At 70.8% G+C, this 23,260-nt stretch carries 18 protein-coding genes; 9 read left to right on the forward strand and 9 right to left on the reverse strand.

Translation table 11 applies throughout. The features are described 5' to 3' along the window. Positions 1 to 44 precede the first annotated feature (44 nt). Positions 45 to 1,076, reverse strand: coding sequence for an App1 family protein (locus N8N77_RS00485; RefSeq protein WP_261163836.1), 1,032 nt, complete (start codon positions 1,074 to 1,076; stop codon positions 45 to 47). 49 nt (positions 1,077 to 1,125) lie between these two features. Beyond that, positions 1,126 to 1,806 carry a DedA family protein gene (locus N8N77_RS00490; RefSeq protein ID WP_261165573.1) on the reverse strand — a complete coding sequence of 227 codons (681 nt, stop codon included), beginning with the start codon at positions 1,804 to 1,806 and terminating at the stop codon, positions 1,126 to 1,128. Positions 1,807 to 1,905: 99 nt separating this feature from the next. Between N8N77_RS00490 and leuS the strand changes: the two genes are divergently transcribed. The 3 genes from leuS (at position 1,906) to N8N77_RS00505 (ending at position 7,689) form a co-directional block, all read left to right on the forward strand. Further along, positions 1,906 to 4,506 carry a leucine--tRNA ligase gene (leuS, locus tag N8N77_RS00495; RefSeq protein WP_396652754.1) on the forward strand — a complete coding sequence of 867 codons (2,601 nt, stop codon included), beginning with the start codon at positions 1,906 to 1,908 and terminating at the stop codon, positions 4,504 to 4,506. Between the two features lie 223 nt (positions 4,507 to 4,729). Next, positions 4,730 to 5,365, forward strand: a complete 636-nt coding sequence (locus N8N77_RS00500) for a ComEA family DNA-binding protein (RefSeq protein WP_261163838.1) — start codon at positions 4,730 to 4,732, stop codon at positions 5,363 to 5,365. Then, entirely contained in the window at positions 5,362 to 7,689 is a 2,328-nt protein-coding gene (locus N8N77_RS00505; protein ID WP_261163839.1) for a ComEC/Rec2 family competence protein, read from the forward strand. The genes N8N77_RS00500 and N8N77_RS00505 overlap by 4 nt, the downstream gene beginning before the upstream one ends. A gap of 27 nt (positions 7,690 to 7,716) precedes the next feature. Here the strand turns inward: N8N77_RS00505 and N8N77_RS00510 are convergent, their stop codons facing one another. Then, complete coding sequence (locus N8N77_RS00510) at positions 7,717 to 9,069, reverse strand: MFS transporter (RefSeq protein ID WP_261163840.1); 1,353 nt, start codon at positions 9,067 to 9,069, stop codon at positions 7,717 to 7,719. Positions 9,070 to 9,133: 64 nt separating this feature from the next. Here N8N77_RS00510 and N8N77_RS00515 point away from each other — a divergent pair, with 64 nt between their 5' ends. Further along, positions 9,134 to 9,475: a helix-turn-helix transcriptional regulator gene (locus N8N77_RS00515; RefSeq protein WP_261163842.1), complete on the forward strand. Its 342-nt coding sequence runs from the start codon at positions 9,134 to 9,136 to the stop codon at positions 9,473 to 9,475. Between the two features lie 58 nt (positions 9,476 to 9,533). Continuing rightward, entirely contained in the window at positions 9,534 to 10,583 is a 1,050-nt protein-coding gene (gene holA / locus N8N77_RS00520; RefSeq protein ID WP_261163843.1) for a DNA polymerase III subunit delta, read from the forward strand. A 137-nt stretch (positions 10,584 to 10,720) separates the two neighbouring features. Here the strand turns inward: holA and rpsT are convergent, their stop codons facing one another. The 6 genes from rpsT to N8N77_RS00550 form a co-directional block, all read right to left on the reverse strand. After that, complete coding sequence (rpsT, locus tag N8N77_RS00525; protein WP_261163844.1) at positions 10,721 to 10,981, reverse strand: 30S ribosomal protein S20; 261 nt, start codon at positions 10,979 to 10,981, stop codon at positions 10,721 to 10,723. A 115-nt stretch (positions 10,982 to 11,096) separates the two neighbouring features. Beyond that, on the reverse strand, positions 11,097 to 11,852 hold the full coding sequence (locus N8N77_RS00530) for an alpha/beta fold hydrolase (RefSeq protein ID WP_261163845.1): 756 nt from the start codon (positions 11,850 to 11,852) through the stop codon (positions 11,097 to 11,099). A gap of 56 nt (positions 11,853 to 11,908) precedes the next feature. Then, on the reverse strand, positions 11,909 to 13,579 hold the full coding sequence (locus tag N8N77_RS00535; protein ID WP_261163846.1) for an ABC transporter ATP-binding protein: 1,671 nt from the start codon (positions 13,577 to 13,579) through the stop codon (positions 11,909 to 11,911). Further along, a complete protein-coding gene (locus N8N77_RS00540; protein ID WP_261163847.1) occupies positions 13,576 to 14,724 on the reverse strand; it encodes an ABC transporter permease in 1,149 nt (382 codons plus the stop codon). Before N8N77_RS00540 ends, N8N77_RS00535 begins: the two co-directional genes overlap by 4 nt. Further along, positions 14,721 to 16,241, reverse strand: coding sequence for an ABC transporter permease (locus N8N77_RS00545; protein ID WP_261163848.1), 1,521 nt, complete (start codon positions 16,239 to 16,241; stop codon positions 14,721 to 14,723). Before N8N77_RS00545 ends, N8N77_RS00540 begins: the two co-directional genes overlap by 4 nt. Before the next feature lie 124 nt (positions 16,242 to 16,365). Then, the gene (locus N8N77_RS00550) at positions 16,366 to 18,099 is read right to left on the reverse strand and encodes an ABC transporter family substrate-binding protein (protein ID WP_261163849.1); all 1,734 of its coding nucleotides are present in this window, start codon (positions 18,097 to 18,099) and stop codon (positions 16,366 to 16,368) included. Positions 18,100 to 18,369: 270 nt separating this feature from the next. Between N8N77_RS00550 and lepA the strand changes: the two genes are divergently transcribed. The 4 genes from lepA to hrcA all read left to right on the forward strand — a co-directional run bounded on the left by lepA (position 18,370) and on the right by hrcA (position 23,256). After that, a complete protein-coding gene (gene lepA / locus N8N77_RS00555) occupies positions 18,370 to 20,217 on the forward strand; it encodes a translation elongation factor 4 (RefSeq protein WP_261163850.1) in 1,848 nt (615 codons plus the stop codon). 19 nt (positions 20,218 to 20,236) lie between these two features. Continuing rightward, entirely contained in the window at positions 20,237 to 20,887 is a 651-nt protein-coding gene (locus tag N8N77_RS00560) for a DUF1990 family protein (RefSeq protein WP_261163851.1), read from the forward strand. A gap of 34 nt (positions 20,888 to 20,921) precedes the next feature. Next, a complete protein-coding gene (hemW, locus tag N8N77_RS00565; protein WP_261163852.1) occupies positions 20,922 to 22,139 on the forward strand; it encodes a radical SAM family heme chaperone HemW in 1,218 nt (405 codons plus the stop codon). 76 nt (positions 22,140 to 22,215) lie between these two features. Continuing rightward, complete coding sequence (hrcA, locus tag N8N77_RS00570; RefSeq protein WP_261163853.1) at positions 22,216 to 23,256, forward strand: heat-inducible transcriptional repressor HrcA; 1,041 nt, start codon at positions 22,216 to 22,218, stop codon at positions 23,254 to 23,256. Positions 23,257 to 23,260 lie beyond the last annotated feature (4 nt).

Below are 23,260 nucleotides of genomic sequence, written 5' to 3' on the forward strand. Positions count from 1 at the left end.
TATCCCCGCGCGGCGCCACCGATGCGCCGCGAGGGCGGGCCGGCTCAGCCTTCGGGCAGCAGCCCGATCGCCTCGAGGCGATCGGCGAGGCCGGCGCCGTCGTCCTCCGTCACCCACGGCACGCCGGCCGCGGTGTGGTCGTCGACGGCCGTGCGACCACCCGCCAGCACCGCCTGGGCGGGCGACAGTCGCCGGATCGCCACGCCCGCGACCGACGTGGTGTGCTCGCGGGTGAACGTCGTATAGATCTCGTCGTCGTGCTGGCCGTCGTCACCGATCAGCAGCCACTGCACGTGCGGGAACTCCTGCGCGAGCCGGCGGAGGTTGGTGAGCTTGTGATCCTTCCCGCTGCGGAACCAGCGGTCGTGGGTGGGGCCCCAGTCGGTGAGGAGCATGGAGCCGGAGGGGAACAGGTGCCGCTCCAGGAAACGCGTGAGCGTGGGGGCGACATTCCACGCACCGGTGGAGAGATAGATCACGGGCGCGCCCGGGTGCGAGCGCGCGAGCCGCTCGAGCAGCACGGCCATGCCGGGCACCGGCTGACGGGCGTGCTCGTCGAGCACGAAGGAGTTCCATGCCGCCAGCAGCGGGCGCGGAAGCGCGGTGACCATCACGGTGTCGTCGACGTCGCACACGACGCCGAAGCGCACCTCCGGCGCGACGACGAAGACCCGCGCCTCCGATGCCTCGCCGCCCTCCACCGACAGATGCAGGCTCTGCCAGCCCGCCGCGAGATCGGCGTCGATGACGGTGTCGATCACGCCGCCGCGGTCCGCCACGACCTCGTGCGTGCGGTCACCGACCGTGATCGTCACGGTCGCGAAGCCGACCGGGATGCCGAGGAAGGCGCGCCACCCGCGCACGCTCGCCGGCTCGCCGGAGGGCGTCGCCTTGCTCGGCGGCACGATGAGCACGCGCCCCAGCACCCGCACCCAGCCGTCGCCCCCGTAGCCGGCGAACGGCACCACGGAGGGTCGACGGCCGCGGCGGCGTGCGAGGCGCTCGCGCCAGCCGTGGAATCGCCCCTCGAGTTTGGCGATCCAATGGATCTTGTCGCGAGTCTGCGGATCGGGCATCCCGCCCAGTCTTTCATGCGTCGGCCGCCCGCGCTGGCCCCGCGCGGACTCACGCCGTCGGAGCGTCCCCGGGGGCGGGGTCGGGCGCGGTGTCGTCGTCCATGTGCCGCCGCTCCGCCCGCTGCAGCAGGTGCTTCACCAGCCAGACCACGAGAAGGAACACCGCGATGACGCCCACGAAGACGTAGCCCGCCCAGTGGGCGCGGTCGGACAGCTCGCGGTAGGAGTCGGCCGCGGCCGCCGCGATCGAGATGTAGATGCCGGCCCACAGCACGCACGCCGGCAGGGTCCAGGCGATGAAACGGCGGTACGGGTAGCCGCTCATGCCCACGGTGAGTGGCACGAGCGAATGCAGCACGGGCAGAAAGCGCGAGAGGAAGATCGCCACGCCACCCCGGCGGCGCAGGTACCGCTCCGAGCGCGCCCAGTTGCGCTCACCGATTCGCCTGCCCAGCCACGAATGGCGGATCCACGGACCGAGCCAGCGGCCCAGGGCGTAGCCCACGCTCTCGCCCGCGAGGGCGCCGAGCACGACGGCGACGCCCAGGGCGACGCCCTGCGCCGCGTCGGCGGTGCCCGTGGCGGCGACGATGACGATGGTGTCGCCCGGCACGATGAGGCCGACCAGAACGCTGGTCTCGAGCGCGATCGCCAGTCCCGCCAGGAGGGTCCGCAGCACCGGGTCGACGCTCTGCACGGCGTCGAGGATGGCGCTCAGCGCGTCGTTCAGCCAGCCCACTCGCTCAGCCTAGGAGCACGGCGTGCGCGAAACCCTCGGGAAAGCCGCCCGAAATGGTGGAGTAACCTGGGAACCCCCGTGATTCCGCGCATGCGCGCGTATCGCACCCGCTCCCGAATCGATCCGATTGGCTTTCGCAACGTGTCGCAGACCTCCGTCACCGAAACCGCTCACGACCCGCACGCCATCCAGGCGAAGTGGCAGGCGTACTGGGCGGAGAACGGGACGTTCCTCGCCGGCGGCGAGGACGACACGCGGCCCCGCAAGTACGTGCTTGCCATGTTCCCGTACCCCTCGGGCGACCTGCACATGGGGCACGCGGAGAACTATCTGTACAGCGACATCGTCGCGCGGTTCTGGCGGCACCGCGGCTACAACGTGCTCAACCCCATCGGTTGGGACTCGTTCGGGCTGCCCGCCGAGAACGCGGCGATCCAGCGCGGTGCCGACCCGCGGGAGTGGACCTACGACAACATCGCGCAGCAGCGGGAGAGCCTGAAGGCCTACGGCGTCTCGTTCGACTGGTCGCGCGTGCTGCACACGAGCGACCCGGAGTACTACCGCTGGAACCAGTGGCTGTTCCAGCGCCTGCACGAGCGCGACCTGGCCTACCGCAAGGAGAGCCCCGTCAACTGGTGCCCGAACGACCAGACGGTGCTGGCGAACGAACAGGTCGTCGACGGTCAGTGCGAGCGGTGCGGCGCGACCGTGGTGAAGAAGAAGCTCACCCAGTGGTACTTCAAGATCACCGACTACGCCGACCGGCTGCTCGACGATCTGAATCAGCTCGAGGGCTTCTGGCCGCACAAGGTGCTGCAGATGCAGCGCAACTGGATCGGCCGCTCGGTGGGCGCCGACATCGACTTCGAGATCGAGGGTCGGGCCGAGAAGATCACCGTGTTCTCGACGCGCCCCGACACGCTGTACGGCGCCACGTTCATGGTGGTGGCGCCCGACAGCGACCTCGCGGCCGAGCTCGCCGCGGGCGCGCCGGCGGAGGTGCGCATGCGTTTCCAGGACTACCTGGAGAAGACGCAGAAGCAGACCGAGATCGAGCGGCAGGCGGCCGACCGGGAGAAGACGGGCGTCTTCCTGGAGCGCTACGCCATCCACCCGCTCACGGGCGAGCGGCTGCCCATCTGGGCGGCGGACTACGTGCTGGCCGACTACGGCCACGGCGCCGTCATGGCGGTGCCGGCGCACGACCAGCGAGACCTCGACTTCGCCCGCACGTACGACCTGCCGGTCAAGGTGGTCGTCGACACCACGGCGCCGATCACGGGAGCGATCCCGGTCATCGAGGTCGACGAGGACGGCGTGCCCATCGACACGCCGCTGCCCAGCCCCGTGGAGACCGGTGAGGCCCTGACGGGCGACGGCCGCATGATCAACTCCGGCCCGCTCGACGGGCTCAGCAAGCGCCACGCGATCGCGCGGGTCATCGAGCAGCTGGAGGCCGCGGGCACCGGCCGCGCCGCGAAGCAGTACCGCCTGCGCGACTGGCTCATCTCGCGGCAGCGCTTCTGGGGCACGCCGATCCCGATGATCCACACGCAGGACGGCCGCATCGTGCCCGTGCCCGACGAGCAGCTGCCCGTGCGGTTGCCTGAGGCGAAGGACATCGACCTGAAGCCCAAGGGCTCGTCGCCCCTGGGCGCCGCGACCGGGTGGGTGGAGACCACCGATCCCGAGACGGGCGAGGCGGCGCTGCGCGATCCCGACACGATGGACACGTTCGTCGACAGCTCGTGGTACTTCCTGCGCTTCCTCACGCCCGGGAACGCGGATGTCGCCTTCGACCCCAAGGACGCGCTGCGCTGGGCGCCCGTCGACACGTACATCGGCGGCGTCGAGCACGCGATCCTGCACCTGCTGTACGCCCGCTTCATCACGAAGGTGCTGTTCGACATGGGGCTGGTGGACTTCACCGAGCCCTTCTCGAGCCTGATCAACCAGGGCATGGTCATCCTGGACGGCTCCAAGATGTCGAAGTCGAAGGGCAACCTCGTGCTCTTCAGCGAGGAGCTCGCGCAGCACGGGGCAGACGCGCTGCGGGTGGCGCTGGCGTTCGCCGGTCCGGTGGAGGACGACAAGGACTGGAAGGACGTCTCCACCACGGGGGCGCAGAAGTTCCTGGCGCGGGCGCTCCGCATCGCCGACGAGGTGACGAGCGACACCGACGTGGTGTGGGCCGAGGGCGACCAGGCGCTGCGCCGTACGACCCACCGCCTGCTGGCCGACGCGCCCACGCTCGTCGAGCAGACGAAGTTCAACGTCGTCGTCGCGCGTCTGATGGAGCTCGTCAACGCCATCCGTAAGACGATCGACGCGGGCGCGGGCGCGGGCGACCCGGCCGTGCGCGAGGCCGCCGAGGTGACGGCGATGATCCTGGACCTGTTCGCGCCGCACACGGCCGAGGAGATGTGGGAGCGCCTGGGCTACAAGGGCTCCGTGGGCCTCGTGGGGTGGCGCGCCGCCGACCCGGCTCTGCTGGTCGAGGAGCGGGTGACCGCGGTCGTGCAGGTGAACGGCAAGGTGCGCGCGCAGCTGGAGGTTCCGGCGAAGATCGACACGGATTCGCTTGAGCAGCTGGCCCGCGCCGATGAGCGCGTCAAGCGCGCGGTGGGCGACGGGCAGATCGTGAAGGCGATCGTGCGGGCGCCGAAGATCGTCAGCCTCGTCGTCAAGTAAGCCCGCCCGGCGCCCGGGCTCGGGAAGGGGCGATCTGCGCGTTCCCTGACGTTGGTTCGCCGGAGCGAGGGGCGGTCGGTGCCTCCCGGCGATCCACCCCGCTCGGCGGCACCCGTGCGGACGGACTTCGCGCCGTCCGCTCACAGCGGGAGACACCCGTGCGCGGCGCCGTGCGCGCTGTGGATCGCGCGCAGACCCGGCGAGGGTGCCATAGCGTCGCGGCATGGCCGAACTCGACGCGTACCGCGCCTCGCCCCGCGCGCGCCTGGGCGTCGGCGCGGCCATCGTGCTCGTGCTCGCCGTGGCCGCCGTGGCGATCGGCGTTGCGGTGTGGCGCGGTGCGGCGGCGCCGGTCGAGCGGATCACTGAGGCGCCGGACGGCCCGACCCCGGCCGTGAGCGTCGCCGCCGGCGAGCTGTACGTCCACGTGTTCGGCGCCGTGCATGCCCCCGGCCTGTACGTGCTGCCGGCGCACGCGCGGGTCGTGGACGCCATCGCGGCGGCCGGGGGCGCCACGGACGAGGCTGCGGTGGAGGGCGTGAACCTGGCGCGGCCGCTGTCCGACGGTGAGCAGCTCGCCGTGCCGACGCGCGAAGAGCTCGCCGTCCCGCCCCCGGGCGGCGGCGGTCCCGCGACGGAGCCAGGGGCGCCTGGCGCCTCGGGCGGTGGCAAGGTGAACCTCAACACCGCCGACGCCGCCGCGCTCGACACGCTGCCGCGGATCGGTCCGGCCATCGCCGAGCGGATCATCGCGTGGCGCGACGAGAACGGGCCCTTCGTATCGGTGGATGACCTGCTGGCGGTGGAGGGGATCGGCGAGAAGACGCTCGCCGCGTTGCGCGATCTGGTGACGGTATGAGCGCGCCGTCTCCCGGTGGGGCTCGTCCGCGTCGTGCCGACCTGCGCCTGCTGCCGGTCGCGTGCACCGCGTGGGCGGGGGCCTTCGGTGCGGTCATGCTGCCGGCCGTGGCATGGGCCATCGCCGCCGCGGCACTCGCGGCGGCGGCAACCGCGGTCGCGCTCGCGATCGGGCGGCCGCGCCTACGGGCGGGGCTCACCCTCGCAGCCGTGGCGGTGGCCGCCGGCGGGGGAGCCGCGCTGCATGCGGCTACCGCGGTGCCGGCGCGCACCGCCGCCGCTGAGCATGCCGCCGCCGGGGAGGTGCAGGCCCTCGTCGAGATCACCACCAAGGTGGAGCCGCACGGCCCCCGCCTCTGGTTCGGCGGCGTGGCGCGGGCGCTCGAGAGCGCCGAGCGGACCGCCTCCCCTCCCGTGCCGGTGCGCGTTGCCGTCGATCGCGGGCACGATGCGTTCGACCGGCTCGACCTCGGCTCGGTCGTCGACGTGCGTGGGGGAGCGGAGGTCGGCGGCCCGGACTCTGCTGAGGCTCTCGTGATCTTCGCTCGCGTCGCCTCCCCGGTCCGCGATCCGCCGCACGTGCTGGGCATCGCCGCGTGGCTGCGCGATTCCTTCGTCGATCGCGCGGCGCGCCTCCCCGGCGGTGGCGGCGAACTCCTTCCGGGCATCGCCGTCGGCGATACGCGTGCGGTGACGGCGGATCTCGACGCGGCGATGAAGTCGTCGTCGCTGTCGCACCTGACGGCCGTCTCGGGTGCCAACTGCGCACTCGTCGTCGGCGTGGCGTTCGCTGTGGCGGCCTGGTGCGGGGCCGGCCGACGCACGCGGATCGGCGTGGCGCTCGTCGTGCTCGCCGGCTTCGTGGTGCTCGTGACGCCCGAGCCCAGCGTCATCCGCGCGGCGAGCATGGCGGCGATCGCCATGCTCGCCCTTCTGCTCGGCCGGGCGGGCGGCGGCGTGGCGGTGCTCGCGGGCGCGGTGACGGTGCTGTTGCTGGCGGATCCGTGGCTCGCGACCAGTTACGCATTCCTGCTGTCGGCGGCGGCCACGGGGGCGCTTCTGCTCCTCGCGGCACCGCTGGCCGACGGGCTGGAGCGGTGGATGCCGCAGCCGATCGCGCTGGCGCTGGCGGTGCCGCTGTCGGCCCAGCTCGTCTGCGGGCCCATCATCGTGCTGTTCGCCCCGGAGGTCGCGCTGTACGGGGTGGTGGCGAACGTGCTCGCCGGGCCGGCGGCGCCGGCAGCGACCCTGCTCGGCACGGCGGCCTGCCTCCTCGTGTTCACGCCCGCGATCGCCGACGCGCTGGCGTGGGTGGCGTGGCTGCCCGCGTCGTGGGTGGCGGCGACGGCCGAGATGGTCTCAGCCCTGCCCCGGGCCACGGTGGCCTGGTGGGGAGGGGCCGTGGGCTTCGGCGCGCTCGCCCTCGTGGGCGGGTGCGTGACGGTCCTCGTCCTCCGCCCGCGCGACGGACCCGGCGCCCTCGCCGCGCGCCGCTCGTCCGCGGCGGTGCTCGCGCTGACCGTGGGGCTCATGGCGGCGGGAGGTGCCGTCGCCGGTCCGGTCCTCGGGCCGCTGACGGCACCGCGCGACTGGCTCATCGCCGCGTGTGACGTGGGGCAGGGCGACGCCGTGCTCGTCCGCTCGGGCGACGCGATCGCCCTCATCGACACCGGGCCGGATCCCGAGCCGTTGGGCGCGTGCCTCGACCGACTCGGGGCCGGCCGGATCGATCTGCTCGTGCTCACCCACTTCGACGCCGACCACGTCGGCGGCGTGGCCGCGGTCGCCGACCGGGTCGCGCTCGTGATGCACGGACCGCCGGACGCGGAGGTGCCCGCGACGTGGGCAGCGCTCGACGGGACGGAACGAGTGCAGGTGGAGGCGGGCATGCAGGGCCCGCTCGGCGACGCGCGCTGGCGCGTGCTGTGGCCGGCCCCTCGCTCCTCGGCCTTCCCGCCGGGGAACGACGCGAGCGTCGTGGTCGAGTTCACCGGCGGCGGGCTACCGCGGTCGATCTTCCTGGGCGACCTCTCGGCCGAGGCGCAGACGGCGATGGACGCGCACAGCCGACCCGCGGGGCCGTATGAGGTGGTGAAGGTGGCGCACCACGGCAGCGCGGACCAGGACCACGCGCTCTACCGGCAGCTGGATCCCACCCTGGCGCTCGTCACGGTGGGGGAGAACGACTACGGGCACCCGCGCGCGTCGATCCTCGACGAACTGCGCGCCACCGGCTCGGCGCTCGGGCGCACGGACGAGGACGGGCTGATTCTCGTCGGGAGGGACGGCGAGACCCTCACGGTGTGGCGCGAGCGCGGCGGCTGAGGCGGTGCAGCGGCCAACTCCTCACCCTCATGGCCGGCGCAGTTTCAGCGCAGACCAGCCCGCTCCGAGTAGCGAGAAGGTGGCCGCCCCCACGAAGGCCGGACCGTATCCGCCTGTGGCGACGACGAGCGCGCTCGCCAAGGCGACGCCGATCCCACTGCCGATCTGGACGCTGGTGTTGACGAGGGCCGACGCGACGCCCGTGGCCGCCGGCGCCACCCCGCTCGTGGCCTGAGAGTAGAACGTCGGGAATGCCAGCCCGTTGCCGATGCCGTGCAGCATCACGCCCGGCAGGGCTCCGGTCCAGTAGTCGCCGTTGCCGATGCCCACGAGGAACCAGGCGATGCCCGCCGCCTGCAGGACCATGCCCACAACGCCGACCACCCGGGGATCCGTCGACGCCGTCCAATTCTTACCGACCACCTGGGTGAGGACGATCATGACGGCAAGCGGAAGGATCGCCAGGCCCGACAAAAGGGGAGTCAGATGCAGCTCGTCGTGGAGGTACAGAGCGGCGACGAACTGCCATCCGATGCTGGCGGCGGCCCACAGGAAGGCGAGCACGTTGCCCGGCACCAGAGTGCCGGATCGTGCCAGCCCCCGCGACAGCAGGGGTTCGGGATGGCGCCGCTCAGCGAACAGGAAGACGAGCATCGCGGCCACGGCGAGCACGACCGCGCCGACTGTGACAGTGCCCCAGCCTTGGACGGGCACGGTGGCGATCACGAACACGGTCGCGAGAAGCGTGAGGGTGATCGAGAGCGACCCGGCCAGGTTGAGTGAGCGGCGCCCGGAGACGTCGCCGTTCGGCACGACGACGAGAGAGAGCACGAGCAGGATGACGGCGAAGGCCGCGGGGAGCAGGACCGTGATCCGCCAATCGAGGCTCGTCAGGGCGCCCGAGATGATCAGGCCCGCGCCGTAGCCGACCGCGCCGGCGGCGGCGTACGCGCGGATCGCGGCACCTCGTCGGTCATCGGTGTGAAAGTGTGCCAGCAGCGTCGCGAGCGAAGCCGGGGCGACGAGGGCGGCGCCGATGCCCGAAACGAGTCGGCCGGCGATGACGAGCGATCCAGTGCTCGCAAGCCCGGACGCCAGGCCGCCCCCGGCGAGCAGCGCGATGCCGAGGATCAGGGTCCGCTTGTGCCCGATCGCGTCGACCAAGCGCCCGCCCAGGAGGAGCAGGCCTCCGAACGCCACCGTATAGCCGGAGAGGACCCACTGCGCCATGTCGGGCGACATGCCCAGCGCAGTCTGCATGGCCGGCACGGCGATCGACATGAGCGAGACGCCCATGGAGTCGAGGAAGACGGCCGTGCAGAGGACCCACATCAGGATCCGGTCGCGCGGCGTGAGGAGCGGCGGGCGCGTCGTGGTCATGCCTCCCATCATGCGCGCATTTCGAGAGTCGTCAAATTGTCGAAACGCGCCCTATGCTGGAGACATGCGCGCCCTGGCCCATCCCTCTCGCGACTCGATCACGCTTCCGGTCGTGCTTTCGGCGCTCTCCGACCCGATCCGGCTCGACGTCGTCCGGCAGCTCGCGGCATCGGGCGGGGTGGTGTGCGGTCAGTTCGACGCGTTGGAGAAGGTCAGCATGTCGACGCTGTCCCACCACCTGAAGGTCCTTCGCGAGGCCGGGGTCATCCGCGTGGATCAGAAGGGCAGCTTCCGGCAGCACGAGTTGCGCGCGACCGACCTGGAGACCCTGTTCCCCGGGGTGCTGCGGTCGATCGTGGCGACCTTCCACCTGGAGCTGACCGACACTGCTCAGCCCGCTGCGTGACCACACTCCTCGGATGCGAGGCTGAGGCGTGTCGGCGGCCGCCGGTAGGCTGGTGACCATGGCCGCCGCATCCGCTCGATCCTCGTCGGGGCGCGGGGCGGCGAAGGGGACCGCGATCCCGCAGCTGCCGTGGCGCAAACCCCAGCCGGCGCCGATCGTGCTCGTGTCCGGGCCCGAAGAGGTGTGCGCCGAGCGCGCCATCGCCGGGATCCGGGACTATCTCAAGGCCGAGGATCCGGCGCTCGAGATCACCGACGTGCGTGCGGACGACTACGTCGCGGGAACGCTGCTCGGCGTGACATCGCCGTCGCTGTTCGGCGAGCCCCGCCTCGTGCGCGTGAGCGGCGTGGAGAAGTGCAGTGATGCGTTCCTTGCCGAGGCGCTCGCGTACATCGAGGCGCCTCAGGAGGGGGCCACGGTCATCCTCCGGCACACGGGCGCCAGCGTGCGCGGCAAGAAGCTGCTCGACGCGATCCGCGGGGGCACCGGCGGCGGGGTGGAGGTGCCGTGCCCCGCCATCAAGAACGACCGCGATCGCGAGTCGTTCGCCGCGGGGGAGTTCCAGCAGGCCGGGCGCCGCATCGCTCCGAAGGCGCTGCACGCGCTCACGCAGGCGTTCTCGGGAGATCTCACCGAGCTGGCGTCGGCATGCCAGCAGCTGATCCAAGATGTCGAGGGCGACATCACGGAGCAGATCGTCAACCGCTACTATGGCGGCCGCGTGGAGACGAACTCGTTCGTCGTGGCCGACACCGCGATCGCCGGTCGCTACGGAGAGGCCTTATTGGCGCTCCGACACGCACTCGACTCGGGCGCCGACCCCGTGCCGCTCGTGGCGGCGTTCGCGATGAAGCTGCGCACCATGGCGCGCGTCGCCGGCCGGCGCGGCGCGTCGCGGCAGATCGCCCAGGAGCTGAAGATGGCCGACTGGCAGGTGGATCGCGCCCGCCGCGACCTGCAGGCCGGGTGGAGCGAGCGCACCCTCGGGCTGGCGATCCAGGCGATCGCGCGGGCCGACGCCGAGGTGAAGGGCGCCTCGCGTGACCCGGTCTTCGCGCTCGAGCGCATGGTCACCGTCGTCGCCACACGCCGCCCCTTCGGCACGTGAGCGCGGCGCGCTCGCGGTCCGTCTCGCGCCCTCGGTGACGTACCCTTCGCCACGAGGACGACAGATCGAAGGGGGCAGCCGGCCCGGCAACGCGAAAGGCCCGCCCCCTGCGGGACGGGCCTAGCGACGGGTCGGGCTCAGAGAGCGGCGACCTTCTTGGCGATCGCCGACTTGCGGTTCGCCGCCTGGTTCTTGTGGATGACGCCCTTGCTCACGGCCTTGTCGAGCTTCTTCGCGGCCTTGGTGTACGCGGCCAGAGCGGCGTCCTTGTCGCCGGCGGCCACGGCCTCGCGCGTCTTGCGGACGAGCGACTTCAGCTCGGTCTTGACGGCCTTGTTGCGCTCGCGCGCCTTCTCGTTGGTCTTGATGCGCTTGATCTGCGACTTGATGTTTGCCACGTGTCGTAGGACTTTCGTTCAAAGGTGATTCGGATGTCGCCCCGCAACAGGAGAGGGATGTCGCGTGGCAAGTGTGGGTGGCCCCACACGCAAGCCAAGGGTCGAGTCTAGCAGGTCATCGCTCGGCGCTCGGGAGCGCCACCCGGGCAGTGGCCGTCGCGATCGCCAGATCGAGTACCGCGTTGGCCACGCGCGGGCGCATCACGGTCACGAGGTGCGTCGAGCGCCGGGCGAGCACGAGCTCGGCTCGCGGCACCAGACGCGTGAAGAGCCGCTCGTTGACGCGCAGCTGGTCCCATTCGCCGTTGACGAACCACACCGGCATGTTGCGCGCCTGAATGCGCGGCAGGGCGCGGAGCAGATCGACCTCGCCGAGGCTCGCGAGGGCTCGGTCCTCCTGCGTCAGCGAGTAGCCACCGGCCGCGAGGTCGAAGCGCGTCTCGTCGGGCAGCTGCAGATCGAGCGCGCGGTCGATCAGCCACCGGCCGCCCCCGGGCAGCCGGTTGAAGCCGCGTGCCATCAGGCGATACGCCCGCAGGCCGGCGCCGCGGGGGAGGGCGGTGCACGAGAACGCCACGAACGCCGCGACGGGCGGCGCGGAGCCCCGGCGGCCGACGTACGAGGTCGACAGCAGGCCGCCGAGCGAGTGCCCGGCCAGCACGACCGGTCCCTGCTCCACGGCGCGGACCACGGCGCGGTCGATGGAGGCGATCGCCTCCTCCAGCGACCACGTCTCGTCGATCCGCGATCCGTGACCGGGCAGATCGATGGCGTGCACCGCCAGGCCGCGCTGCTGCAGATGCGCGACCTGCGCGCGCCACATGGTCGCGGACGTCCGAATGCCGTGCACGAGGACGATCTGTGCGGACATCGCGGTCTCAGCCTCCGAGGGGACGGGCCCGCCGGCACGCCGGCGGACCAGTCACGCTACTGGGCGGACAGCAGCGCGCGGCGCGCCTCGCGGCGCTCGCGCTGCTCCGCCGGGTCGGGCACGGGCGCCGCCGCGAGCAGCCGCCGCGTGTACTCGGCCTGCGGGTGGTGGAGCACCCCCGTCGTGGAGCCGTGCTCCACCATGCGCCCGTCCTTCATGACGAGCACCTGGTCGGCCAGCAGGTCGACGACCGCCAGATCGTGGCTGACGAAGAGGCACGCGAACGCGTACTCCTCCTGCAGCTCCTTGATCATGTCGAGCACCGCGGCCTGCACCGACACGTCGAGCGCCGAGGTGGGCTCGTCGGCGATCAGCAGTTCCGGCTTGAGCATGAGGGCTCTGGCGAGCGAGACGCGCTGCCGCTGACCGCCCGACAGCTCGTGCGGGTAGCGGTTGACGACGTCCCTCGGCAGGCGCACGGCGTCGAGCAGCTCGTGGGCGCGCGCCAGCCGTGAGGCCCGGCTGCCGACCTTGTGGATGATCATCGGCTCCATCAGCACGTCGCCGATGGGGAAGCGCGGGTCGAGCGAGGCGGCGGGGTCCTGGAACACCACGCCGATGCGGCGCCGCACGGCCTTCGCGCGCCGGCGGGAGATCGCCGCGAGGTCCTCGCCGTGCACGGCGAGGGTGCCGGACGCGACGGGGATGAGGCCGAGCACCGCCTTGGCGATCGTCGACTTGCCCGATCCGGACTCGCCCACGACGCCGAGGATCTCGTTCTTCGCCAGGTCGAACGAGACCTCCTCCACCGCGCGGAAACGCTTGCCGCGCATCTGGTACTCGATGACGAGATCGCGGGCCTCGAGCACGAGCTCTCGGCCGGGTGCGGCGGTCTCCTCGCCGTGTCCCGCAGTGAGCTCGACGTGCTCGAGCCGTGGCACGGCCGCCAGCAGCTTCTTCGTGTAGGGGTGCTGCGGGTCGGTCAGCACGTCCTGCACGGGCCCGGTCTCGACCAGTGTGCCGCGGAACATCACGGCGACCCGGTCGGCCAGATCCGCCACCACGCCCATGTTGTGCGTGATGAGCAGGATGCCGGAGTCCAGCTCGTCCTTCAGGCTGCGCAGCAGGTCGAGGATCTCGGCCTGCACCGTCACGTCGAGGGCGGTCGTCGGCTCGTCGGCGATGATCACCTTCGGCCGCAGCGAGATGGCGATCGCGATCACGATGCGCTGACGCTGACCGCCAGAGAACTGGTGCGGGTACTGCTTGACGCGCTTCTCCGGGTCGGGGATGCCCACGAGGCGCAGCAGCTCGACGGCCCGATCGCGCGCGTCGGCGCCGTACGCCACGTCGTGCAGCTCGAACGTCTCGACCAGCTGCTTCTCGATCGAGAGCACCGGGTTGAGGGCCGTCATGGGCTCCTGGAAGATCATCGCGATCTCGGTGGCGCGCATGGTGCGCACCTTCTCCTCGTCCAGGCCCACCACGTTCACGCCGCCGACCCGTGCCTCGCCCGTCACGCGGGCGTTGCCGGGCAGCAGGCCCATGGCGGCCGTGGAGGTGACCGACTTGCCGGAACCCGACTCGCCCACGAGCGCGACGACCTCGCCGGGCCGGACGTCCAGCGTCAGGCCCTTCACGGCGTGCACCTCGCCCGACTCGGTGGCGAAGCGCACGTTGAGGTCGGTGAAGCTCAGTGCGGGGGCGGCGGTCTCGTTGACGCTCATCGGCGTGCTCCTGCCTCGATGCCGGCCTCCATGTCGGGGGCGGCGGGGTTGCTCGGTCCGGCGGGCAGCGCGGGGGCACCGCCGTCCTTGCGCGAGAAGGCGAACAGCCCGGCGCGCTTGATGCGCTGACCCTGGCGGGGATCGAACGCGTCGCGCAGTCCGTCGCCCAGGAAGTTCACGCACAGCGCGATGACGAGGATGATCCCGCCCGGCCACCAGAACAGCCACGGGCGGTTGGTGAACGCCCCCTGGTACTGGCTGATCAGCAGGCCGAGCGAGGTCTCGGGCGGCTGCACGCCGAACCCGAGGTACGACAGCGAGCTCTCCAGCAGGATCGCGTTGGCGATCGCGAACGTCGCGTTCACGATGATCACGCCGACCGTGTTCGGCAGCAGGTGGTTGAAGATCACCCGCGTCGGACCGGCTCCCATCGACTGCGCGGCGGCGACGAACTCGCGCTCGCGCAGCGAGAGGATCTCGCCGCGCACGAGGCGGGCCAGGCCCGTCCACGACACCGCGCCCAGCACGAGCGCGAGGATGAACACGGAGTCGCCGATGTTGCCGGCGATCTTTCCCAGCACGGCGGCCAGCGCCAGCAGCGGGATCACGATGAACACGTCGGTGATGCGCATCAGGATCGAGTCGGTCTTGCCACGGAAGTAGCCGGCGACGGCGCCGACGACCGCGCCGATGAAGGTCGAGATCAGGCCGACGACGATGCCGATGATGATGGAGCGCTGGGCGCCCGTCATCACGAGCGCGAAGTAGTCCTTGCCGGTGCTCTCCTGGCCGAACGGGTGCTCGCCCAGGTGGATCCCGTCGCCGCCCAGCCAGGTCGGGATGAGGCTCAGCGTCGGGGCGCCGCCGTTGACGACCTCGCCGGCGTAGAGGTAGCTCTTGCCCCACCAGCCCGGAAGACCGAGGAATCCGACGGAGCTGAACGAGACGACCACGATGATCGCGAGCACGACGAGCGAGACCATCGCCGGCTTGTGCCGGAAGAACCGGCGGCGCACCAGCTGGCCCTGTGAGAGCGGCTTGGTGGTCCGCTTGAGCAGGGCGGCGTCCTCGGCCTCCGCGAGGTCGTAGATGTCCGTCGACGTCACGGGGCGTGACTCGTGGGGGGCGATGTTGTCGGTGCTCATACCCTGATCCTCGGGTCCAGAACGGCGTAGAAGATGTCGGCCAGCATGTTGAACACGATGGCCGCGAGCCCGGTGACGAGGAAGAACGCCATCACGGGCGCCGGGTCGACCTGGTCGAGACCGGTGCGGAACAGATCACCCATGCCCTTCCAGCCGAACACCGTCTCGGTCACGACGGCACCGCCGATGAGGCCGGCGAAGTCGAAGGCGGCGATCGTGGCGATCGGGATGAGGGCGTTGCGCAGCGCGTGGCGGAAGACGACGACGCGCTCCGGCGCGCCCTTCGCGCGGGCCGTGCGGATGAAGTCCTGGCGGTTGACCTCGAGCATCGAGCTGCGCGTGTACCGGCTGTAGCTGGCGAGCGAGATGACGGTGAGGATGAGCGTCGGCAGCATCAGCTGCGTCGCGTGGTCGAGCAGGACCTCCCAGAACGTGCCGTCGAAGTTGGGCGTGTGCGAGCCGATCGTCGAGATCGGGCGCGGCTTCGCCGAGAGGAAGTCGGGCCAGGTGCGGAAGATGTGGTCGACCACCGTCAGACCGGCACCGATCAGGCCGGTCGCGATGCTCGCGCCGATCGCCACGTTGCGATAGCGCCCACCCATGAAGCGGCCGATCGCCCACGGCACGGCCACCGCGAGGGCGAGGCCGGCGATCAGGATCGGCCAGTTCATGTAGTAGATGAACACGTTCACCAGCGCGAACTGCATCACGATGACCAGTCCGGCGGTGATGAGGACCGGGTACAGCACCTGACGGTTCTGCAGGCCCACGCTCATCACGACGATGCTGAGGCCCGCCGCGACGGTGAGTACCGCGACACCGACCCAGCCCAGCTGCGGCTGGCGGAAGAAGTCGATCGCGAGCAGCACGGGGATGGCGACGGCGAAGAAGGCCGCCGTCACGCCGAAGGTGATGAGGCGCCGACGCATCGATCCCGCCAGGAACACCTGCATCAGGAATCCGGCGACGATCGCGATGAGGGCGATCTGCAGTGGTGAGAACTGGGGATCGCGCAACCAGTCGTTGTACCCGATCGCCAGGTACTCCTTGAAGAGCACCGCGGCCCAGAACACCGGCAGCGAGAAGAAGAGGAAGGTGAGGAAGGTCACCGAGTAGTCCAGGCCCGAGTACTGCCGCACGGCCGTCAGCACGCCGATGGCGATGCCCACGATGAGCGCGATCAGTGTGGCGAGGAACACGAGGCGCAGCGTCGAGCCGGCGGCCTGGCCGAGCAGCTCGGCGACGTCCTGGCCGTTGCGGTTCATGCCCAGGTCGCACTGGCCGATGACGCACTTGCCCACGCCGGCCAGCCACGTCAGGTACCGCTGGTACCAGGGCATGTCGAGGTTCATGTACTCGATGCGGCGCTCGATGAGCAGCTCGCGGTTCTCCGCGTTGCTCTCGCGCAGGTCCCAGAGCGGGTCGCCCGAGTTGATGGCCAGCACGTACATCAGCACGGAGGAGGCCAGCATGATGCCGACCGCCGCCGCGAGGCGCCGGAGGATGAATATCAGCACGTTAGTGGATTCCTTGTTTCAGCGGCCCGGGGCGCTCGCGAGAGGCGGAATACCGGGGGCCTTCACGGGTGTGTGGCCCGGCTCTCGAGGAGCCGGGCCACACACCGGAGGTCAGGCGGTCAGATCACTCCGCGCGCGACCAGCTGTACGCGTTCCAGCTGATGCCGCTCTGGGTCGCCGTCTGCACGACGCCCTCGATGTCGGAGGCCGCGGCGTCCACGCCCGGGTGGGCGAAGACCGGGATGCCGTAGAGGTCCTCCCACAGCAGGCGCTCGATCACCTTGGTCTGCTCGAGGTGCACGCTCTCGTCGAGCGTGGAGACGAGCGTCTCGTAGGCGGCGTCGACCTCGGGGTTCGAGTACTGGCCGTAGTTCTGCGGCTTGCCCGTGGCGTAGATGTTCTGGCCCGAGGTGATCTGGCCCGAACCGGCCCACGCGAACAGCGCGACCTCGTAGTCACCGCGCTCCTGCGTGCCGCCCGGTGCGAAGAAGTCCTCGTTGCCGGCGTCGACGATGTTGAAGCCCGCCTGGTCGCACGACGACTTGATCATCGCGACCTGGTCGCTGCGGCGCGGGTTCGGGGCCGAGTAGCCGATGCGAACCTCGGCACCGGTGGCGCCCTGTGCCTCGACGATCGCCTTGGCGCCCTCAATGTCGACCTCGTCGTACTGGCCGTCGTAGGCCGCGTCGACGACCTCCTCATAGGTCTCCTGGAAGGGGAACACCTCGCGGGCGTTCATGACCTGCGCCTCGGGGTCGATCGGCTTGATGAGGTTGTCGACGATCTGCTGGCGCGGCACGCACATGGCGAACGCCTTGCGCAGCTCCAGGTTGTCGGCGAACAGCGAGCCCTCGACGAAGTTGAAGTCCAGGTGCTCCCACGTCAGCGTCTCGCGCGTGAGGACCTCGACCGAGTCGCCGATGTCCTCGAGCTGCGCGATCGTGTCGACGGTCGGCTGCGGCTGGATGACGTCCACGTCGCCGTTCTCCAGCGCCTGCGGCATCTGGTCCTGGGCGATGAAGCGGAAGATGACCTCGTCGTTCTGCGGGGCCAGCTGCTCGCCGTAGTACTCCTCGTTGGCGACGAGCGTGACCGACTCGCCGGCGCTCCACGAGCTCAGCTTGTAGGGACCCGACGACGGGATGAGGGCCTCATCGGGGAGGGTGCCCGGGTCGGTGTGCCATCCGGTGTTCCAGAACTCGGCGGCCGGGGCGAGCGTCTCGGCGTCCGCCTCGAGGATCGCCGTGGTCAGCTCCTCGACGCTCAGGCCGGCCTGCTCCGCGACGACGTGCGCCGGGTGCGTCAGCCAGGTCTGGATCTGCCAGTCGGGGTCGGGGGCGGCGAACTCGACCGTGAAGGTCTTGCCGTCCGGCTCGCCCTGCGGGCCGGCCGGAACCGTGTTGCCGAGGTCCTGCGAGACCGAGTTGAACAGCGGGGCGTCGCCCGAGGCGATGTTGGGGTTCTGCACGCCCCACGCGAGGATGACATCCGCGACCGTGATGGGAGTTCCGTCCGACCAGACAGCGTCGTCGTTGATCGTGTACTCGATCACCAGCGGGTCCTCGGAGACGAGCTCGTAGGAGCCGAGGTCCTCGTTCGGGATGACTTCGCCGTCAGGCCCGAAGTAGCTGAAGCCCACCTGCGTCAGGTCGGTGATCGCCGAGTTGTAGGTGCTGTAGGTCTCGGGGGTGAAACCGTTGTAGCTGATGAAGTCGTTGGGCCCCACCGTGACGCCGATCGTCTGGCTGGTCGTGCCGCCGTCGCCGCCATCGCCGGTGTCAGCGGGGGCGCAGCCCGTCAGGGCCAGGCCGAGTGCGGCCGCAGCGGCCACTCCCGCGTAGATACGTCGCAGACGCATTCCTTCTCCTTGTGTTCGTGTGTGCACGGGGACGTGACTGGTGCTCCGGTCACTGCCGTATTCCGGACGACTGGTGCCGGATAGACAGTCACTCTCACACACCGAATGTTCCGGGGATGTTACGGAGTCGTACTTCGTGAGGAAACCGTGACCAACATCTGTTGAGCATTCCGCCGCGTCTGAGTGGCCCACGCCGGCGGAATCTGAGCGATCTGCTCGGAGCGGCGGGCGCATTATGGCGGTGGGTGCGCAACGTAGAATCGGACGAACATGTCTCCACGCGCCCTGAAGCCGCTCGAGCCCGCTGCCACGCCGCCCGAGCGCATCCGCAACTTCTGCATCATCGCCCATATCGACCACGGCAAGTCCACGTTGGCCGATCGCATGCTGCAGCTGACCGGCGTGGTGTCCGACCGCGACATGCGCGCCCAGTACCTCGACCGCATGGACATCGAGCGAGAGCGCGGCATTACGGTGAAGAGCCAGGCCGTGCGGATCCCTTGGGAGGTCGATGGGGTCACGTACGCCCTCAACATGATCGACACCCCGGGTCACGTGGACTTCAGCTACGAGGTCTCCCGTTCCCTGGCGGCCTGCGAGGGAGCGATCCTGCTCGTCGATGCGGCGCAGGGGATCGAGGCGCAGACCCTGGCGAACCTCTACATGGCCCTGGAGAACGACCTCACGATCATCCCGGTCCTCAACAAGATCGACCTGCCGGCGGCGGATCCGGAGCGCTTCGCGAAGGAGCTCGCGGATCTCATCGGCGGTGACCCGGAGGACGTGCTGCGCGTGTCCGGCAAGACGGGTCAGGGCGTGGACGCGCTGCTGGACCGGCTCGTCGGCGAGATCCCCGCGCCGGTCGGCGACGCCGACGCTCCGGCCCGTGCGATGATCTTCGACTCGGTCTACGACGCCTATCGCGGCGTGGTGACCTACGTGCGCATGGTCGACGGCCGGCTCGAGCCGCGCGAGCGGGTGCAGATGATGTCGACGAAAGCGACGCACGAGCTGCTCGAGATCGGCGTGTCGAGCCCCGAGCCGGCGCCCACGCGCGGCCTCGGCGTGGGTGAGGTGGGGTACCTCATCACCGGCGTGAAGGACGTGCGCCAGTCGAAGGTGGGCGACACGGTCACCAACGCGAAGAAGCCCGCCGTCGAGGCGCTGGCGGGCTACGTCGAGCCCAAGCCCATGGTGTTCTCCGGGCTGTACCCGATCGACGCGAGCGACTACCCGGAGCTGCGCGACGCCCTCGACAAGCTGAAGCTGTCGGACGCGGCGCTGGTGTACGAGCCGGAGACGTCCGTCGCGCTCGGCTTCGGCTTCCGCTGCGGCTTCCTCGGCCTGCTGCATCTGGAGATCGTCACGGAGCGCCTGTCGCGCGAGTTCGGGCTCGACCTCATCACGACGGCGCCGAGCGTGATCTACGAGGTCACCACCGAGACCGGTCAGCGCATCACCGTGACGAACCCGAGCGAATACCCGGAGGGGAAGATCGGCGCGGTCAGCGAGCCCATCGTGCGCGCCTCCATCCTCACCCCCAAGGACTACGTCGGCACGGTCATGGAACTGTGCCAGAACCGTCGAGGCAGCCTCGAGGGCATGGACTACCTGTCCGAGGAGCGCGTGGAGCTGAAGTACACGATGCCTCTCGGCGAGATCGTGTTCGACTTCTTCGATCAGCTCAAGAGCCGGACGCAGGGGTACGCGAGCTTCGACTACGAGCCGGCCGGCCAGCAGGAGGCCGACCTCGTCAAGGTCGACATCCTGCTGCAGGGCGATCGTGTCGACGCCTTCAGCGCGATCGTGCATCGCGACAAGGCGTACTCGTACGGCACGACGATGACCGAGCGGCTGCGCAAGCTCATCCCGCGCCAGCAGTTCGAGGTGCCGATCCAGGCGGCCATCGGCGCGCGCATCATCGCGCGCGAGAACATCCGCGCCATCCGCAAGGACGTGCTGGCCAAGTGCTACGGCGGTGACATCACCCGCAAGCGCAAGCTGCTCGAGAAGCAGAAGGAAGGCAAGAAGCGCATGAAGATGGTCGGCCGCGTCGAGGTGCCGCAGGAGGCCTTCATCGCGGCGCTCTCGGGCGACGTCGAGACCAAGGGCAAGTAGGCGCGGTTAGGCTGTGACCATGCGCCGGGGCACGTTCCGAGACGAAACCGTCGACTACGCCGCCGTCGGCGGGACGCAGGCCGACGACCTGCTGCAGTACCCGCCGGAGAAGAGCCTGCCGGCTGCGGCCGAGTGGCGTATCGGCAGCGGTGAGGAGCGCTTCCGCGCGGCCGCGGAGGAGCTGCTGTCGTGGGCCGCCCAGCGAGGCGCGGGCCTGCGGATCGTGGAGGTGCGCCCCGCCGCGGGACCGGCCTACACGGGGGTGAGCTTCGACGGCGAGGGGCGGCCGATCGCGCCGGCCGGAATGGTGGGCGAGCAGCGCTTCGACGCGTCGGGCACACCTCTGGTGAGCGCCGGTGCGACCGTCCGACTGCAGGGCACCGTGCGCGGGCATCATGCCGGCGGCGAGCTCCGCGTGATCTTCGTGATCGAGGAGCAGCGTCGCGTCGGCTTCGCCCTCGGCACGGTGGGCGGATCGGTCGTGAGCGGCGAGGAGTCGTTCATGATCGAGTGGCGCGACAACGACGAGGTGTGGTTCAGCGTTCGCGCCTTCGACCGGCCGACGCGCGCGCTCGGGCGGATGTTCCCCGGCCTGATCCGTCGCCGCCGGCGCGCTCTGTTCGACCGCTACCTGCGCGCGATCTCGCCGCTGTTCGCGACGCCGTCCTGATGCGCCGCCCCGTCCCGAAGGCGGTGCGTCGCTGATGGGCGCGGCGCTGCCCCTCGGAGATCCCGCTCCCGCCGACGGCTCGCTGCCCGGCGACCTGCCGATCGACCCGTCCGCGGAGCTGGGCGTCTACCTGCACGTGCCGTTCTGCCGGGTGCGGTGCGGTTACTGCGATTTCAACACCTACACCGCGACCGAGCTGCGCGGTGCCCGGCAGGACACGTACGCCGACACGCTGATCCGCGAGGTCGACCTCGCCACGCACGTGCTCCAGGACGCGGGCGCGATGCGACCCGCCTCCACGGTGTTCTTCGGCGGCGGCACGCCCACGCTGCTGCCGGCCGGCGACCTCGCGAGGATGCTCGACGCGGTGCGCGGCGCCATCGGGCTGCGCCCGGGTGCGGAGATCACCGTGGAGGCGAATCCCGACACCGTCACCGACGCAGTGGTGCAGGAGCTTGCCGCCGCGGGCGTCACCCGCCTGTCGATCGGCATGCAGTCGGCGGTGCCTCGCGTGCTCGCGGCGCTCGACCGCACGCACACACCCGCCAACGTCGGCACGGCGGTCGCCGCGGCGCGCGCCGCCGGTCTCGACGTGAGCGTGGACCTCATCTACGGCGCACCGGGGGAGACCCTCGCCGACTGGGAGGCGTCCCTCGACGCGGCCCTCGCGCTCGATCCGGACCACCTCTCCGCCTATGCGCTCATCATCGAGGAGGGCACGAAGCTCGCCCGGCAGATCGCGCGCGGCGAGGTACCGGAGCCGGATGGCGACGTGCAGGCCGACATGTACGAGCTCGCCGATGCGCGCCTGGCCGAGGCGGGTTTCGAGTGGTACGAGGTGTCGAACTGGTCCCGCGGGCCGCAGCACCGCTCGCTCCACAACGCCAACTACTGGCGTGGGCAGGACTGGTGGGGGTTCGGCCCCGGCGCCCACAGTCACGTGGCAGGCCTGCGCTGGTGGAACGTCAAGCACCCCGCCGCGTACGCGCAGCGCCTGGCCGCCGGGCAGTCGCCGGCGGCGGGCCGCGAGCGCCCCGATGAGGCAGCCCGCCTGCTGGAGCGGGTGCTTCTGGAGAGCCGGGTTCGCGAGGGACTGGCTCTCGCCGCGTTGCCCGCCGGGCGTCGGGAGGCGGTGCCGGGTCTCATCGCCGACGGGCTCGTCGACGGCGCAGCCGCCATCCGCGGGCGGCTCGTGCTGACGCTCAGGGGTCGGCTGCTCGCCGACGCCGTCGTCCGCGCCCTGACCGAGTAGGTCGCGCCTCGAGCGCTGCGCGCGCGACGGCGGTAGAATTGGCACTCGTCAGGATCGAGTGCCAGGAGGGAGCGCGATGGTCACCGAGCGAGGCCTTCAGGTGCTCCGCGCGATCGTGCAGGATTACGTGGACACGCACGAGCCCGTGGGCAGCAAGGCGATCGTGGAGCGCCACGCCTTCGACGTGTCGGCCGCGACGATCCGCAACGACATGGCGATGCTCGAGGACGAGGAGCTGATCACCGCCCCGCACACCTCGTCGGGGCGCGTGCCGACCGACAAGGGTTACCGCGTCTTCGTGGACCACCTTGCGGAGATCCGGCCGCTGTCGCCGGCGCAGCGATCCGCCATCTCCACGTTCCTGGCCGATCCGCAGGACCTCGACGACCTGCTCGCGCGCACGGTGCGCCTGCTCACGCAGCTGACCGGCCAGGTCGCTCTCGTGCAGTACCCCTCCTTCGCGCGGGCCAACGTGACCCACCTCGAGCTGGTGGCGCTCGAGCCGTCGCGCATGCTCGTGATCCTCGTGACCGACACCGGGCGCGTGTCCCAGCGGATCGTGCTCGTGCCGGCCGTGCTCGAGGAGGCCGATGTCGCGCTGCTGCGTGCGCAGCTCGCGACCCTGGTCACGGGCCGCGCGGTCGGCGCCGGATCCGAGCGCGTCGCGGCGCTGCTCGGACAGGCCGCGGATCCCGGCGACCGCCTCAGCGAGACGCTGCGCGAGCTGGCACGGGTCGTGGGCGAGGAGCTCGCGGAGTTCCGTCAGAACCGGCTCGTGATGGCCGGCGCGGCCACGCTGGCGCGCCGTGAGCAGGACTTCCGCGGCAGCATCCACCCGCTCCTGGAGGCCATCGAGGAGCAGGTGACGCTGCTGCGGCTGCTGTCGGAGATGCAGCCGGACGACCAGGGCCTGGCGGCGAGCATCGGACGCGAGAACGAGGCGTTCGGTCTCGGCGACGCCTCGATCGTGGCCAGCGACTACGACTCGCGGATCGGAACGGCGCGCGTGGGCGTGATGGGGCCGACCCGCATGGACTACCCGAGCAACCTCTCGGCGGCGAGGGCCGTGGCCCGCTACCTGACGAGGCTGCTGGACGAGGATGCCGCGCGCCGCTGAGGCG

This window comes from Microbacterium sp. Marseille-Q6965 (assembly GCF_946151065.1).
GTDB lineage: Bacteria > Actinomycetota > Actinomycetes > Actinomycetales > Microbacteriaceae > Microbacterium.

Coding starts and splice junctions, on each gene's coding strand:
- N8N77_RS00485 (WP_261163836.1), bottom strand. CDS start 1,076: ATGCCCGATCCGCAGACTCGCGACAAGATCCATTGGATCGCCAAACTC.
- leuS (WP_396652754.1), top strand. CDS start 1,906: ATGCGCGCGTATCGCACCCGCTCCCGAATCGATCCGATTGGCTTTCGC.
- N8N77_RS00500 (WP_261163838.1), top strand. CDS start 4,730: ATGGCCGAACTCGACGCGTACCGCGCCTCGCCCCGCGCGCGCCTGGGC.
- N8N77_RS00505 (WP_261163839.1), top strand. CDS start 5,362: ATGAGCGCGCCGTCTCCCGGTGGGGCTCGTCCGCGTCGTGCCGACCTG.
- N8N77_RS00510 (WP_261163840.1), bottom strand. CDS start 9,069: ATGACCACGACGCGCCCGCCGCTCCTCACGCCGCGCGACCGGATCCTG.
- N8N77_RS00515 (WP_261163842.1), top strand. CDS start 9,134: ATGCGCGCCCTGGCCCATCCCTCTCGCGACTCGATCACGCTTCCGGTC.
- holA (WP_261163843.1), top strand. CDS start 9,534: ATGGCCGCCGCATCCGCTCGATCCTCGTCGGGGCGCGGGGCGGCGAAG.
- N8N77_RS00530 (WP_261163845.1), bottom strand. CDS start 11,852: ATGTCCGCACAGATCGTCCTCGTGCACGGCATTCGGACGTCCGCGACC.
- N8N77_RS00535 (WP_261163846.1), bottom strand. CDS start 13,579: ATGAGCGTCAACGAGACCGCCGCCCCCGCACTGAGCTTCACCGACCTC.
- N8N77_RS00540 (WP_261163847.1), bottom strand. CDS start 14,724: ATGAGCACCGACAACATCGCCCCCCACGAGTCACGCCCCGTGACGTCG.
- N8N77_RS00550 (WP_261163849.1), bottom strand. CDS start 18,099: ATGCGTCTGCGACGTATCTACGCGGGAGTGGCCGCTGCGGCCGCACTC.
- lepA (WP_261163850.1), top strand. CDS start 18,370: ATGTCTCCACGCGCCCTGAAGCCGCTCGAGCCCGCTGCCACGCCGCCC.
- N8N77_RS00560 (WP_261163851.1), top strand. CDS start 20,237: ATGCGCCGGGGCACGTTCCGAGACGAAACCGTCGACTACGCCGCCGTC.
- hemW (WP_261163852.1), top strand. CDS start 20,922: ATGGGCGCGGCGCTGCCCCTCGGAGATCCCGCTCCCGCCGACGGCTCG.
- hrcA (WP_261163853.1), top strand. CDS start 22,216: ATGGTCACCGAGCGAGGCCTTCAGGTGCTCCGCGCGATCGTGCAGGAT.